Origin of the sequence: Klebsiella sp. RHBSTW-00215, from assembly GCF_014103785.1 — a bacterium.
In the GTDB taxonomy this organism is placed as follows: Bacteria; Pseudomonadota; Gammaproteobacteria; order Enterobacterales; family Enterobacteriaceae; genus Klebsiella.
This window is the reverse complement of the sequence record NZ_JABXQS010000003.1, coordinates 44,570-59,494: the sequence shown is the minus strand read 5'-3', so window position 1 is coordinate 59,494 and position 14,925 is coordinate 44,570. Positions and strand designations below refer to the sequence as shown.

The window sequence follows — 14,925 nt, the reverse complement described above, 5'->3', positions numbered from 1 at the left end:
GACCTTCAGGGGGCGATAATGTAATAGCCTTTAAAATAGTCATCTATCTGACAGGATTGCCAGGGCGGAGCACAATGTTGGAACAGCGGTTTTTTGTAGTCACCAACCAGTTGCCATGAGTCCGAGTTATCCATTCGTTCTGCAACCATTCTTCCGTTACGTTTCAGGATTTTTGGCGATTTCCAGTTATGTCTGGCGTTAATCATTTCTGTTGGCGTTGCGTATGCCGCTCCTGAATACAGCCATAGCTCTTTATGGTCATATACATCCTCAAGCTCCCGGACCACATCGTAAAATGACCTAAATGTTGGTTTACCCATACCTCGCCTCAAAAATAGTATCCGGTTCAATAGTCACGCAGAGTAATGATGACGCGCAGCACAACCCTGCTTCTGTCACAGGGATGATTTTCCCATTCCGTTATCATTTTCAGGATGATAATAAGTAGGCATATAACCACTCTGTTAAATTACCGGACGGCCGTTCCGTCCGGATCCGACTTTTCACGTATAACGAAGTTTCCGGAAGTGTACCACGGTCAGGGAATAAGCAAAGCGCCCTTTTCCGGTGTTGAGCGGGCGGTCACGGGGCAGGGGGTTAACACAACATATAGCGTAACCAGCAGCTGATAACACCGCTACATATTGTGTCAGGGGGCCGCAGAGCGCCGGTGGGTCTGACGGAGATCCGGAACAGCCAGAAACCGGATCTGCGAGGCGGGAAATCCGCAATAGATATGATAATTAATGAACATGCATAAAATCATACTAAGAATGATATTTATCATTAATAATAAAATCATATCTGATATGATGTTTAATTGATTAGCAATAAACTATACATGATATGACTTTACACTTAACCAGACATTATCAGACGGAGCGTGCAGGATGGATGAAAAAGTATACTTTCGCCTCAGCTATGAAACGATGACCGCCGACACGGAAGACTTCATTAACGGGTGTCTCGAACGAGCCGGCCGCGCAGACTGCAATGACCCCGATGCGGAGATTGCCTGGGCACGCAGCGCGATCGAACTCTGGTACCACCTGGCGATGGCGGGCCGTGCCCCGGAAGACGTCGCCGACAGGGACCATCTGCGCCTCACCGGAATGCTCCTGCGCGCTCCCACAGCAGAACAACGTTCATGGCAGCAGTAACAACCTCCCGCAGGCCGTCGCCGCTGCAGCGACGGGTACTGATTGTGCTGGCCGCCCTCGATGCGAAACGTCCGGGGCCGGTGGCGACGCGGGATATCGAGCGGGTGCTGGAGCAGGGCGGGGACGCCCCGGTGTACGGACCGAACCTGCGCGCCTCCTGCCGGCGCATGGAAGCCGCGGGCTGGCTGCGCACCCTGCGCGCGCCGAACCTGCAGCTGGCCGTCGAGCTGACGGAGGCCGGTCGCGGCATTGCAGAACCGCTCTTCCAGGCAGAACGCGAGGCTGAAACGGCACGACAACGACTGACCGACGTCCGGCGTCTGCCGTTACGCCAGACGGCTGCCGGTGACGCGGTGGAGCTGCAGCTGGATGACGGCCATTACACCATCAGGGAAGCGGCCTACGTGATCCGTCTGGACGGTACCACCTACCTGCAGCTGACGGATGCCGGCGGCATACGCCGGATAAAAGAGGGCGATCCCCTGCAGGTGGCCAGCTGGTATCAGGCCTGTTTTGATGCAGGCCTGCCGGTCATCGTTCAGGTGAATGAGAGCCGGGACTGATCGCCACCACACAAGGAACAGGAGCATAAAATGAAAGTCACTGAACCCGGGCTGAATACGCTGATCGATAACCTGAACACCCTGATTTGCGAGGACAGCCTGCTCACGCGCAAGGAGCGTGAAACGCTGGTACTGGCCGTCGCTGCCATCGGCGCCATGAAAGCGCGCGTCGGCTTGAAAAAAGGCGAAGCGCCGGCCGTTGCCAGACGGGAAAAAAGGGAGAAAAAAGACCGCCAGCCTGATCCGCGTTTTCCGCGAGCCGGTCATCCCTGGCAGGAAGACGAAAAAACCTTACTGAGTGATGCGCTCGATTCGGTACCGGACGAAGAGATTGGCAAGCATCTGTTCTGGCTTTCCGAGAAACTGGGCAGAACGCCTTTCAGTGTTGCTTTCCAGATCGCGGCAATCAGGGAGCTGCAGGACGGCTGGGAGGAGCAGTTCAGGGAGATTTCGGATATAATTCGCTTGTCCGGCCTGAGCATCAGTGATTATCTGAAGCAGAACGGCACGGGCCATAACGCCTGAAGAAATTTGCGTTACAGAAAAATTATATAACTGAGGGGCAGTGATGAAAACAGCGATATGGGTGGTGGTGTATTTCACGATGTGTTTTCTGCTTTTCACAGGATGGATGTTCGCCTTCGCGCAGTATGCGCCCTATAACGGGCAGGAGCACGCGTTCTCTCTGACGTATCTGCTTAATTTATTTTTTCTTCACGTTGTGATGGTACCTTACTACGAGTTCTTTCAGACTGAACCATACAGCAATGCATTAATGAGTCTGGCAGATGAATCCGGTCAGATGATACGTTTTCATCACGTGGTACCTGTTCTCCGGATATATAGCCTGTCCGCACTCTTAACTTTTGTGGGTTACATCATATATGCAAAATGGTTCACTCATAACCGGCTGAAAGAAAAGCATCTTCCAGAATGATATTACCGGGACACCTCAGGATATAAAAAACCAATGACGAAACAGGAATGGATTTTTCGACTACGGCGCTGTACATCAAAGGAAACCCTGGAAAGGATAATAGAAAAAAATAAATATTCTCTGTCAGATGATGAGCTTGAGCATTTCAATGCCGCGGTTGATCACCGGCTGGCGGAAATGGCAATGGGGAAGTTTTATGATAAAATACCTGCAGGCGTCTGGAAATATGTTAAATAATACAGCCAGCATCAGTCTGTTCGCAGTTATCTCACCTGGAGCGCAATCATGAATATGATATTTGAACTGATTGGATTGTTACTGGTAGTCGGATGCGCATTCTTCACCACTTTTTTCTTAGCCGCTGTAGCAGGCACTATGGTAGTTATTCTTGCTGGAAGCCATCGGAATGGCCGTCATCCCCTTCTTTGTAAACAAGGTGGGAGCGAAAAAAGCGCTGATTGCAGGAGGCATGATCATGATCTGTCGCATTCTGGTGTCAGCAACCTCAGAAAGCCCTTACATCATCTCGCTGATTAAGCTATTTCATGCGATTGAAGTACCGCTGTTTGTGATCTCGGTATTCAAATACAGCGTGTCCAACTTTGATTCTCGCTTATCTTCCACCATCTTTCTTGTAGGATTTCAGATCGCCAGCTCGCTGGGTATCGTGTTGTTATCGATCCCGGTGGGGATGTTGTTTGATGCGTTTGGCTACCATTTTGTATTCTATCTGTTCTCCGCCATCGTCTCGGTGATTCTGCTGTTTGGCGTGGTCTTCCTGAGCAATGGACGTAATACAGGCCCACGCAGTGGTGTGGTGCAAAACGAAACCTTATAATATTCGCGAGGCAATGTCGCCGCTGACATTGCCTTTTTCTTTGTCGTTTATCGATGGATAGTGTATCAGGAAAAATCCATATCTCATTGAAGATGCAAATTTTTCCTGACAAAGCTGTCAATGATGAGGCTTTTACAACGGTATATTTCACTTATTTTTGTGGCATTCAGTTTATGCAAAATAATATTGACATAAGACTGAACCGTTTTTATGGAGATTAGCAGGCGGCGGGAAATTTCCACCAGCGAGTAGCCATTTAAAATCAGATGGATGATATGCGCTTCTCTTTTGGTAAACGCCAACTTTTCCCTCTTCAGATGAATCCGCATTTTTTTAAAAACCTGCCTTATCATGAGATATTCATTACCTGTTAATTCGGTATCAATGAATACCGCTTCGCGATCTGCCCCCCTCATTCCTGACCGCGGTTTTAATAAAAAGATGATATTGACTGGTGAAATGTGCAGGTGTTTGAGACGCCCGGCATCGCAGGTTTTCAGCTCTGACTCCACAATCACCACATCGCTGTTGCTGAAAGCAATTTCGGTGATCCGGGAAAATAAAACCCTGTTGACGGAGAGGCTGTTGTCGCTAAACATACATTTCAGACCTTCAAGCATGAAATTATTATTGGTAACAACATAGATATTCATAGAGTCCCCGCAGCAATAACCTTTTGCGAATCGTACCGTTCCTTACGTTCTGACAAAGTGACGCCTGGACTGGTGTCGGCGTAGAAGTGAATTTCATCGCCGGTTAACTGTGACGTACCCCGGCTCCCCGGAGTACGTCAGTTGCTCTAATGGTGCGCTGCTAGCACGCTATTTACGATTTCCACCGCTTCTTTCTCGATCTGCTTACGATGTGCTTCACCGAGGAAGCTCTCGCAGTAGATCTTGTAAGCGTCTTCCGTACCTGACGGACGTGCGGCGAACCAGCCGTTGTCGGTCATCACTTTCAGACCACCAATCGATGCGCCGTTGCCCGGCGCGGCGGTCAGACGTGCGGTGATCGGGTCGCCGGCCAGCTGGCTGGCGCTGACCATTTCCGGCGACAGCTTCGACAGCGCCGCTTTCTGTGCGGAAGTGGCCGAAGCCTGCAGACGGTTATAGCTTGGCGCGCCGAAGCGGGCGGCCAGCTCGTCGTAGTGCTCCTGCGGGTTTTTACCGGTGACGGCGGTGATTTCTGCCGCCAGCAGGCACATGATGATCCCGTCTTTGTCGGTCGACCACGGGGTTCCGTCAAAACGCAGGAACGAGGCGCCCGCGCTCTCTTCGCCGCCGAAGCCGAAGCTGCCGTCGAACAGACCGTCAACAAACCATTTAAAGCCCACCGGCACTTCCACCAGCTTACGGCCGAGGTCGTTCACCACGCGATCGATCATCGCCGAGGAGACCAGCGTCTTACCGACGGCGACATCCTGGCCCCACTGCGGACGATGCCGGAACAGGTAGTTAATCGCCACCGCCAGATAGTGGTTCGGGTTCATCAGACCTGCCGGCGTGACGATGCCGTGACGGTCATAATCCGGATCGTTAGCGAACGCCAGATCGAACTTATCGCGCAGCGCCAGCAGCCCTGCCATCGCGCACTCCGAAGAGCAGTCCATGCGAATGGCGCCGTCTTTATCAAGGTGCATAAAGCGGAAGGTTTGATCGACGTGATCGTTGACGATGGTCAGATCGAGCTTGTAGTGCCCGGCGATACGCTTCCAGTATTCGATACCGGACCCGCCCAGCGGATCGACCCCGAGCCTGAGGCCGGCTTTCTGAATCGCCGCCATATCGACGATATCCGCCAGTCCTTCAATAAACGGCTGCACCAGATCCTGCTCTTTGACATGACCGGATGCCAGTGCCGCGTCGAGGGAGAGGCGCCTGACGCCCTGCAGACCCGAGGCCAGCAGTTCGTTAGCGCGATTCTCGACCACTTTGGTGACGTTGGTATCCGCCGGGCCGCCGTTCGGCGGGTTGTACTTGATACCGCCATCTTCCGGCGGGTTATGCGACGGCGTAATCACGATGCCGTCCGCCAGCGGACCGCCTTTTTTGTTGTGCACCAGGATGGCATTGGAAATGGCCGGCGTCGGGGTAAAACCGTTGTTTTCCTGCACGATAACATCAACGCCGTTGGCTGCCAGCACTTCCAGAACCGAAATAAAGGCCGGTTCGGAGAGCGCGTGGGTATCTTTACCTACGTAGCAGGGACCGGTAATCCCGTTCTTCGCGCGGTCTTCCGCAATCGCCTGAGCGATCGCCAGAATATGCTGCTCATTGAAGTTATGGCGCCCTGCGCTGCCACGATGGCCAGAGGTGCCAAACTTCACCGCATGCTCCGCGTTGCCCGCTTCCGGCTTCAGTACGTAGTACTGCGCGGTCAGCTGAGCGACGTTAATCAAATCACTTTGTTGCGCAGGCTCCCCTGCGCGTTTACTGTCCGTCATTTTTCTCTCCTGTCATATCCGTCAGGCTTATTAATGTGTTCCTGCTGGGTCGCTCACCGATGGTGCCCCCTTTCCCCCGGCGCTCCCGGGGGCGTGAATGTGGCCTAGAGCTGCGTTTTGTCGATATACCAGATCTTTTGCGCATACTCCCGCACCGTACGGTCCGATGAGAAATAGCCCATGTTGGTAATGTTGTGCATTGTTTTGGCGGTCCACTCTTCCGGGGTTCGGTAGAGCGCATCCACCCTGTCCTGACAGTCAACATAGCTGCGGTAATCGGCCAGAACCTGATAGTGGTCGCCAAAGTTAATCAGCGAATCCAGCAGACCGCGATAGCGGTCCGGCTCCTGTGGGCTGAACACCCCGGTCCCCATCTGGGTCAGCGCCTGGCGCAACTCTTCATCATGGTCGTAGTAATCATGCGGCTGGTAGCCGTTGCTGCGCAGCGCCTCAACCTGTTCGGCGGTATTACCGAAGATAAAGATATTCTCCTCCCCCACGTGCTCCAGCATTTCAACGTTGGCGCCGTCCAGCGTGCCAATGGTCAGCGCGCCGTTGAGGGCGAATTTCATGTTACTGGTCCCGGAGGCTTCGGTCCCTGCCAGCGAAATCTGCTCAGAAAGATCCGCGGCCGGAATGATGGTCTGCGCCAGACTGACGCTGTAGTTGGGAATGAACACCACCTTTAACTTGTCGCCGATCTGCGGATCGCTGTTGATGACTTTGGCTACATCGTTAATCAGATGGATTATCTGTTTTGCCGTGTGGTAAGCGGATGCGGCTTTGCCGGCGAAAATCACCACTCGCGGCACCCAGTCGGCCTGCGGGTCAGCCTTGATACGGTTATAGCGGGTGATCACGTGCAGCACATTCATCAGCTGGCGTTTGTATTCGTGAATGCGCTTAATTTGCACATCAAACAGCGCCTTCGGATTAACCACCACCCCCAGCTGGCGGGCAATATAATCGGCCAGCCGCTGTTTATTCGCCAGTTTGGCTTCGCTGACGGCCTGGTTAACCAGCGGATAATCCTGATATTCCCCCAGTTCACTCAGCTGACTTAAATCTGTGCGCCAGGTCTGGCCAATATAACGGTCCAGAACCCCGGAAAGGGACGGATTAGCGGCCGCCAGCCAGCGGCGCGGCGTGACACCGTTGGTGACGTTGGTGAAGCGTCGCGGAAAGATTTTGGCGAAATCGGCAAACAGCGACTCCACCATCAGCCGGGAGTGCAGTTCCGACACGCCGTTAACCTTGTGACTGACCACTACCGCCAGCCAGGCCATCCGCACGCGGCGACCATTGGACTCATCAATAATCGAGGTCCGGCTCAGCAACGCCATATCATCGGGATAGTGCTCCTGCATCGTTTTCAGAAAATAGTCATTAATCTCGAAGATAATCTGCAAATGGCGCGGCAGGATTTTCCCCAGCATATCGACCGGCCAGGTCTCCAGCGCTTCGCTCATCAGGGTATGGTTGGTGTAGGAGAAGACCCGACAGGTCACCTCAAACGCGTCATCCCAGCTGAAGCGGTGTTCGTCAATCAGCAGACGCATCAGCTCCGGGATCGACAGCACCGGATGGGTGTCATTGAGGTGGATAGCAATTTTATCCGCCAGGTTGTCATAGGTTTGATACAGCTGGTAATGACGGGTGAGGATGTCCTGTACCGTCGCCGAAACAAGGAAATACTCCTGACGCAGGCGCAGTTCACGCCCGGAATAGGTCGAGTCGTCCGGGTAAAGCACGCGGGAAACGTTCTCAGAGTGGTTCTTATCCTCCACGGCGGCGAAATAGTCCCCCTGGTTAAATTTACCGAGATTAATTTCACTGCTGGCCTGGGCACTCCACAAACGCAGGGTGTTGGTGGCATCGGTGTCATAACCCGGGATAATCTGATCGTAGGCCACGGCAATAATTTCTTCGGTTTCCAGCCAGCGTGAGTTTTTGCCCTCATGTTGAACACGTCCGCCAAAGCGCACGGTATAGCGGGTTTTATGGCGCTCGAATTCCCACGGGTTACCGTACTCCAGCCAGTAGTCCGGTGACTCCATCTGCCGGCCGTCGATGATGTTTTGCTTGAACATACCGTAGTCGTAGCGGATACCATAGCCGCGGCCTGGCAGCCCCAGTGTGGCCAGGGAATCGAGAAAACAGGCCGCCAGACGACCGAGACCGCCGTTGCCCAGCCCCGGATCGTTCTCCTCATCAATCAGCTCTTCCAGATCCAGCCCCATCCCTGCCAGAGCCGTTTTCACATCCTCATAGATGCCCAGCGACAGTAAGGCATTAGAGAGGGTTCGGCCGATGAGAAACTCCATCGACAGATAATAAACCTGCCGGGCCTGCTGCGAGATCCGCGCCCGATGCGCCCGCAGCCAACGTTCTACCAGCCGATCGCGAACGGCGAACAGCGTGGCGTTGAGCCATTCATGCTTATTGGCAAGTGAGGGATCTTTACCAAGAATAAACATGAGCTTATAAGCGATAGCATGCTGCAGCGCTTCTTCATTCAGACTGGGTGAAATATAACTTATGCGTGGTTCCATTTTTCTTATCCGTAGCAATTAAATAATACGCTGATACAACTGGTGGAAAGACTTAGCGGCAATTTGCCAGCTAAAATCCATGCTCATTGCCTGACGTTGCACGTACCGCCACAGCGAGGGACGGGACCACAGGACAAAGGCCCGGTGGATGGCATGTAATAACGATTCCGTCTCGCTGTCGGTAAACACAAATCCGCTCGCGATCCCGTCAGCAAGGTTTTCGAGCGAACAGTCGGCGACGGTATCCGCCAGTCCGCCGGTGCGACGAACCAGCGGCAATGTGCCGTAGCGAAGGCCATAGAGCTGGGTCAGACCGCAGGGTTCAAAACGGCTGGGCACCAGGATGACGTCGGCGCCGCCAATCATCTGATGCGACAGCGCCTCGTCGTAACCGATCCGGATACTCACCTGCCCGGAGTATTGCGCCGCAGCGGCAAGAAAACGGGCCTGCAAATCCGGGTCGCCGGATCCCAGTAGCGCCAGCTGCCCTCCCTGCGCAATGATTCCCGGCAGTGCGCCAAGGAGCAGATCCAGCCCCTTCTGGCTGGTGAGCCGGCTCACGACGGTGAACAACAGCGCCCGGCCGTCCTCCTTCAGCCCCAGCGTCGTCTGCAGCTGCTGCTTGTTCTTCGCTTTCTCAGCCAGCGAGTTCCGGTCGTAAGGCGCAGCCAGCAGCGGATCGCGGCGCGGATCCCAGATGCTTTCGTCGACGCCGTTAAGGATCCCCGACAGTCGCCCTTCCCGCTGACGTTGCCGCAGCAACTCTTCCAGACCGAACGCGTACTGCGGTTCGGTAATTTCACGGGCATACGTCGGGCTGACGGTGGTGATATGGTCAGCGAAATAGAGGCCCGCCTTAAGGAAGGAGATCTGTCCTTTAAACTCCACCCCATGCATCTGGAAGAATGACCACGGTAAAGCGATCTCCGCCATATGCCGGGCGAGGAACAAGCCCTGATAGGCAATGTTGTGCACCGTAAACACTGACCTGGCGGGGTTGCCGCGGGCGGCCAGATAAGCCGGCGTGAGGCCCGCATGCCAGTCATGGGCGTGGACGATTTCAGGCCGCCAGAACGGATCCAGACCGCCAGCAAGCTCAGCCGCGACCCAACTCAACAGCGCGAAACGCAGGACGTTATCGGGATAATCCTGCATCTGCGGGTCATGATAAGGATTACCCGGTCGGTCATAGAGATGCGGGGCATCAATCAGATAGATGCCCACGCCGTTAAAGTCGCCAAACAACAGCGTCATCGGCCCGGCGAAGGTCTCCCTGCTGGCCACCACCTGCGGTTCCCCTACTCCGTCGCGGATCGCGGGAAACCCCGGCAGCAGCACGCGGGTATCCACGCCCTCGGCTATTTGCGCCGCCGGGAGAGCACCGGTCACATCAGCCAGCCCCCCCGTTTTCAACAGAGGGAACATCTCCGCTCCTACATGTAAAACTCGCATGGATGCTCCTTAATTATTCAGGCATGAAGGCGACGCGATGCCAATGACGGCAATCACAGCTGCGGCAGCTTTTATTTCCGCCAACGGCTTCATAGTTCAAGTCGGTTCAGCATTTCCTGGGTAACGAGGATGATCCCCTCTTCCGAACGATAAAAACGCTGCGCATCCTCAACGGCATTTTCGCCAATCACCATTCCCTCCGGAATAACACATCCCCTGTCGATCACGCAGCGTCTTATCCGGCAGGAGCGACCGACCCAGACGCCCGGTAATAAAACCGACGAATCAATATTACAAAACGAGTTAATGCGAACTTTGGAGAATAAAACCGACTGCACCACCACCGAGCCGGAAATAATACAGCCGCCGGATACCAGAGAATTCATGGTCATGCCATGACTGCCGGAACGGTCCTGAACAAATTTAGCGCTGGGTAGCGACTCGACATAAGTCCGGATAGGCCAGTTACGATCATAAACATCCAGTTCAGGTACCACAGAGGCTAAATCCAGATTCGCTTTCCAGTACGCCTCCAGTGTCCCGACATCGCGCCAGTATGGCTCGGCATTATTATCGGACTGTACGCAGGAGCGCGGGAACGGATGCGCATACGCTTCACCTGCCGCCGTTATTTTGGGAATAATATCTTTGCCAAAATCATGGCTGGAGCCTTCATCCCGATCGTCTTCTGCCAGCAGCTGGTAGAGATATTCCGCATCAAACACATAAATGCCCATACTGGCAAGCGAGCGGGTTTCATCGCCAGGCATGGTGGGTGGATTAGCCGGTTTTTCAACAAATTCAATGATTTTTTCATTCTCATCCACGGCCATGACGCCAAACGCGTTTGCCTCTTCAACCGGGACCGGCATGCAGGCCACGGTGCAGCGCGCCCCTTTTTCAACGTGATCAAGCAGCATCCGCGAATAATCTTGTTTATAGATATGGTCCCCGGCCAGAATAACGACATATTCCGCATCATAGCGGCGGATAATATCCAGGTTCTGGGTCACAGCATCCGCCGTCCCCCGATACCAGTTCTCCCCATGCACCCGCTGCTGTGCCGGTAATAAATCCACGAACTCATTCATTTCTTCGTTAAAGAATGCCCAACCGCGTTGAATATGCTGCACCAGTGAATGCGACTGATATTGTGTAATAACCCCAATACGTCTTATTCCTGAGTTAATACAATTTGATAAGGCAAAATCAATAATTCTGAATTTACCGCCAAAATGCACCGCAGGTTTTGCGCGAATAGTGGTCAGGTCTTTTAATCGGGTTCCGCGCCCGCCGGCGAGGATCAGGGCCACGGATTTAAGCGGTAACTGGCGCGACAGCATTACGTTGTCAGTATATTCAATTTTACTCATAATTATGTCCTGCTATTTAATAAAAGCCATAAAAGAAAATAATGAAGAAAAAGCCTCACTCTTCTGCAAATGAATTCAGAAGTGATCACCTCCGGTAATAAGTAAACTGCAATAGATCGACTGCGTGTTTTATTGACCAGCAGACTCCCGCACCAGCCAGATTGTCGCCAGCGGCGGCAGCGTCACCGACAGCGAATGCTCCCGACCGTGGCTGGCGATCGCCTCGCTTGCCACGCCGCCGCCGTTGCCGGTATTGCTCCCGTGGTAGTGCATCGAGTCGGTGTTCAGCTCTTCACGCCAGCGCCCCGGCTGATTAACCCCGAAGCGATAGCCGTGACGCGGCACCGGCGTGAAGTTGCTGGCAACGATTATCTCGTTCCCGGCTTTATCGCGACGGACAAAGATAAATACCGACCGTTCGTGATCATCGACAACCAGCCACTCAAAGCCGTACGGGTCAAAATCCAGTTCGTGCAGCGCCTTATGATGACGATAGGTATGGTTCAGATCGCGCACCAGACGCTGCACCCCGTGATGCCAGTTGTCGTCCCCTTCCAGCAGATGCCAGTCGAGGCTGGCGTCGTGGTTCCACTCCCGTCCCTGGGCGAATTCATTGCCCATAAACAGCAGTTTTTTCCCCGGGAAGGCGAACATCCAGCCGTAGTAGGCGCGCAGGTTGGCGAACTTCTGCCAGGCATCGCCGGGCATGCGGTCAAGAAGCGATTTTTTACCGTGGACCACTTCATCATGCGACAGCGGCAGGACGAAGTTTTCGGTGTAGTTGTAGAGTATCCCGAAGGTCATCTTGTCGTGATGATGCCGACGATGGACCGGGTCGAGTTGCATATAGTCGAGGGTGTCGTGCATCCAGCCGAGGTTCCATTTGAACCAGAAGCCGAGGCCGCCCGTCGACGCAGGGCGCGAGACACCGGCAAAATCGGTGGACTCCTCCGCCATCGTCACTGCCCCCGGCGTCTGCTCGCCCAGCACCCGGTTGGTATTGCGCAGGAACTCGATCGCTTCGAGATTTTCCCGGCCGCCGTACTCGTTGGGCACCCACTCACCCTGCTTGCGGCTGTAGTCGCGGTAGATCATCGACGCCACCGCATCCACCCGCAGCGCATCGATGCCGAAGCGCTCGATCCAGTACAGCGCGTTACCCACCAGGAAGTTACTGACTTCACGGCGGCCGTAGTTATAGATCAGCGTGTTCCAGTCCTGGTGATAGCCTTCGCGCGGGTCGCTGTGTTCATACAGCGCGGTGCCGTCAAACAACGCCAGGGCGAAGTCATCGGCCGGGAAGTGGCCCGGCACCCAGTCGAGGATCACGTTCAGGCCCGCGGCGTGCGCGGCGTGGAGGAAGTAGCGGAAATCTTCCCGGGTACCAAAGCGACGGGTCGGCGCGTACAGCCCGGTGGGCTGATAGCCCCAGCTGCCGTCGAACGGATGTTCGTTAACCGGCAGCAGCTCGAGATGGGTGAAGCCCATCCACTTCACGTAGGGCACCAGCCGATCGGCCAGTTCGCGGTAGCTCAGCCAGAAATGGTTATCGGTATGACGACGCCAGGAGCCGAGGTGGACTTCATAAATCGAAATCGGTGCATCAAACTGGTTGGCCTGCTTACGGGCCGGCGGTTGCTCAACTTTCTCCGGCAGGCCGCAGATCAGCGAGGCGGTTTCCGGGCGCATCTGCGCTTCAAAAGCATAAGGGTCGGATTTCACCCGCAGGTGCCCGTGGGCGTCAATCAGCTCGAACTTATACAGCTGGCCGTTGTGCGCGCCGGGAACAAACAGCTCCCAGATGCCAGACTCTTTGCGCAGGCGCATCGGGTGGCGACGGCCATCCCAGTAGTTGAACTGACCGACCACCGACACCCGACGGGCGTTCGGCGCCCAGACGGAAAAGCGCGTCCCGGTCACCCCGTCCATGATGTCGGCATGGGCGCCCAGGGTTTCGTAGGGCCGTAGATGGGTTCCTTCGGCGAGCAGCCAGGCATCAAGCTCCTGCAGCAGCGGGCCAAAGCGATAAGGGTCGTCAATCAGGTTTTGCTGGCCGTGCCAGGTGACCGCCAGCTGGTAACGAAAAGCATTTTTTCGCCGCGGCAGAACGCCGCTAAAGAATCCGCGTGAATCGAGGCATTCGAGCTTGCCAGCTTTACGCCCGGTTTTCGGCTCAATCACCCATACCTCGGTGGCATCGGGTAATAATGCGCGCACTTCCAGACCAGCAGCGGTTGAGTGCATGCCAAGCACAGAGAATGGATCGGAACAATGACCTGCGAGCAGTGCTGAAATCGCACTTTTTTCATTATAATCAGACATGTCAGTCACCCTACTATCATCCTGCGGAAAGAATTAAAACGCCTCTTTCTGCTTTATTGATCCGGTAATATTCCGCTGCAATGCTGCGCATCGAAATATCAACACGTTATTCCAGAGCCTTAAGACATGTCGGTCGTCCACAAATATAGAGCGATTAACCTCCTGAAAAGTGAATTAAATGCGCCGTACGCTTTTTGTATTATCTGACTCCAGAATAATTACTCCTGATTTTCTTTCTGTGAGTAAGTACTCATTTCTTTATGAATTGAAAAACTTATTTTTAAGTTATTATCAGAGGGGCAGCACCCTTAATGGCAACACCACTCGAATCTCATACAAAAAAATGAAAACAGGCCATCTTAGTAGAATAAAAAACCTTTTAACCACGCATTCAATAGCATTTATAACTGGTTGATGGGGCGTGCGGATACTCTGGAAACGGCAAGAACTCTATGCTAGAATTTTTTCGGATTTTTTTGACGGCCTCTCAGTATACTCAGTACTCAGGCAGTTCGCGGAAAGCCCCTTCCTTTTAAGCACGGGATGCAAAGCGGAGCCTCCGACAGGACGCCAGTGAAGGCGATTTGGCTCTTCAATTTATTATTTGCTCATCACTTCCAACGCAGTAAGGCGGTGGCCAGAGCGCGTCTGATTTCCACACGGGTTTATGCCATTCGGGTCGTGTCATTTGATCTTGCGACGGCTAACCCCCTTTCAAGCTGTTAGCTTGCTGATAGCCGCTTTGGGAGGAGTTAATCAGCAGATGCGCGTGATCTCGCTCGTCGTCCATTTCAACCAGCTCAACATCAAAATCAGCGCCCACACTGGCAAAGTATTTGCATAGCTTTTCGATGGCATCCAGATTAAATATATTCCGTCGATATTGGGTAACAAACCGCGCGGTCGGGAATGTAAAGAATCAGGGAGCAGTATGGCGTTTTTTTTGCACTGGGATTATGCGCTTTGTTTTTTTATGCATTTGGCCTGTTGGTTTGATTAATAGCTGAAACCGTTAACCGAAAGAAAGTAAAAAAGGAGCGGACATGGATATAGTCCGCGAATTGATCGCAATTTAAATCTTTATATTGAATGTCGCAGTGGTGATTTTAGTAAAAACGACGACATGTGAGTCAGGACTGCTGTGGCGGTGCAAATTTTGCAGCAATCATTTGAGATGTGGGTTGCATTCCTCCCAGACTCCACTGCTCAGGCTCATGCTCATCAATCCGGATCCATACCGAACGCCGAAACTCCGGATCACCTTTGGAAGGTGCGAACAAGTTCC

12 protein-coding genes and 3 pseudogenes are annotated in these 14,925 nt (G+C 53.7%); 6 read left to right on the top strand and 9 right to left on the bottom strand.

Annotation, left to right across the window (positions count from 1 at the left end; all coding sequences use genetic code 11):
• Positions 1-5: 5 nt before the first annotated feature.
• Positions 6-320: a hypothetical protein gene (locus HV127_RS30790; RefSeq protein ID WP_053011541.1), complete on the bottom strand. Its 315-nt coding sequence runs from the start codon at positions 318-320 to the stop codon at positions 6-8.
• 570 nt (positions 321-890) lie between these two features.
• On the opposite strand from HV127_RS30790, the gene HV127_RS30785 reads away from it, so the two are divergent.
• From HV127_RS30785 to HV127_RS30760, 6 genes and pseudogenes are all read left to right on the top strand, one after another.
• Positions 891-1,160, top strand: a complete 270-nt coding sequence (locus HV127_RS30785) for a hypothetical protein (protein WP_020804424.1) — start codon at positions 891-893, stop codon at positions 1,158-1,160.
• A complete protein-coding gene (locus tag HV127_RS30780) occupies positions 1,148-1,723 on the top strand; it encodes a hypothetical protein (protein WP_182240954.1) in 576 nt (191 codons plus the stop codon). The genes HV127_RS30785 and HV127_RS30780 overlap by 13 nt, the downstream gene beginning before the upstream one ends.
• Before the next feature lie 30 nt (positions 1,724-1,753).
• Complete coding sequence (locus tag HV127_RS30775) at positions 1,754-2,248, top strand: hypothetical protein (protein WP_048293717.1); 495 nt, start codon at positions 1,754-1,756, stop codon at positions 2,246-2,248.
• A 43-nt stretch (positions 2,249-2,291) separates the two neighbouring features.
• Positions 2,292-2,660: a hypothetical protein gene (locus tag HV127_RS30770; protein WP_048293716.1), complete on the top strand. Its 369-nt coding sequence runs from the start codon at positions 2,292-2,294 to the stop codon at positions 2,658-2,660.
• 33 nt (positions 2,661-2,693) lie between these two features.
• The gene (locus tag HV127_RS30765; RefSeq protein WP_049077905.1) at positions 2,694-2,897 is read left to right on the top strand and encodes an HHA domain-containing protein; all 204 of its coding nucleotides are present in this window, start codon (positions 2,694-2,696) and stop codon (positions 2,895-2,897) included.
• A gap of 151 nt (positions 2,898-3,048) precedes the next feature.
• A pseudogene (locus HV127_RS30760) lies at positions 3,049-3,498 on the top strand (MFS transporter); the annotation flags it as partial.
• 83 nt (positions 3,499-3,581) lie between these two features.
• Here HV127_RS30760 and HV127_RS30755 read toward each other — a convergent pair.
• From HV127_RS30755 to HV127_RS30720, 8 genes and pseudogenes are all read right to left on the bottom strand, one after another.
• The gene (locus HV127_RS30755; protein WP_032743937.1) at positions 3,582-4,151 is read right to left on the bottom strand and encodes a helix-turn-helix transcriptional regulator; all 570 of its coding nucleotides are present in this window, start codon (positions 4,149-4,151) and stop codon (positions 3,582-3,584) included.
• A 146-nt stretch (positions 4,152-4,297) separates the two neighbouring features.
• Positions 4,298-5,941: a phosphoglucomutase (alpha-D-glucose-1,6-bisphosphate-dependent) gene (gene pgm / locus HV127_RS30750; protein ID WP_032743938.1), complete on the bottom strand. Its 1,644-nt coding sequence runs from the start codon at positions 5,939-5,941 to the stop codon at positions 4,298-4,300.
• Between the two features lie 104 nt (positions 5,942-6,045).
• Positions 6,046-8,493 (bottom strand): glycogen phosphorylase, encoded by a 2,448-nt coding sequence (glgP, locus tag HV127_RS30745; protein WP_182240952.1) that lies wholly within the window; start codon positions 8,491-8,493, stop codon positions 6,046-6,048.
• Between the two features lie 18 nt (positions 8,494-8,511).
• The gene (gene glgA, locus HV127_RS30740; RefSeq protein WP_004197677.1) at positions 8,512-9,945 is read right to left on the bottom strand and encodes a glycogen synthase GlgA; all 1,434 of its coding nucleotides are present in this window, start codon (positions 9,943-9,945) and stop codon (positions 8,512-8,514) included.
• An 89-nt stretch (positions 9,946-10,034) separates the two neighbouring features.
• Positions 10,035-11,318: a glucose-1-phosphate adenylyltransferase gene (gene glgC, locus HV127_RS30735; RefSeq protein ID WP_050074631.1), complete on the bottom strand. Its 1,284-nt coding sequence runs from the start codon at positions 11,316-11,318 to the stop codon at positions 10,035-10,037.
• 129 nt (positions 11,319-11,447) lie between these two features.
• Complete coding sequence (glgB, locus tag HV127_RS30730; RefSeq protein ID WP_032743941.1) at positions 11,448-13,640, bottom strand: 1,4-alpha-glucan branching enzyme; 2,193 nt, start codon at positions 13,638-13,640, stop codon at positions 11,448-11,450.
• 751 nt (positions 13,641-14,391) lie between these two features.
• Positions 14,392-14,535, bottom strand: a pseudogene (locus tag HV127_RS30725) (transposase); the annotation flags it as partial.
• A 235-nt stretch (positions 14,536-14,770) separates the two neighbouring features.
• A pseudogene (locus HV127_RS30720) lies at positions 14,771-14,905 on the bottom strand (4-oxalocrotonate tautomerase); the annotation flags it as partial.
• Positions 14,906-14,925: the final 20 nt, after the last annotated feature.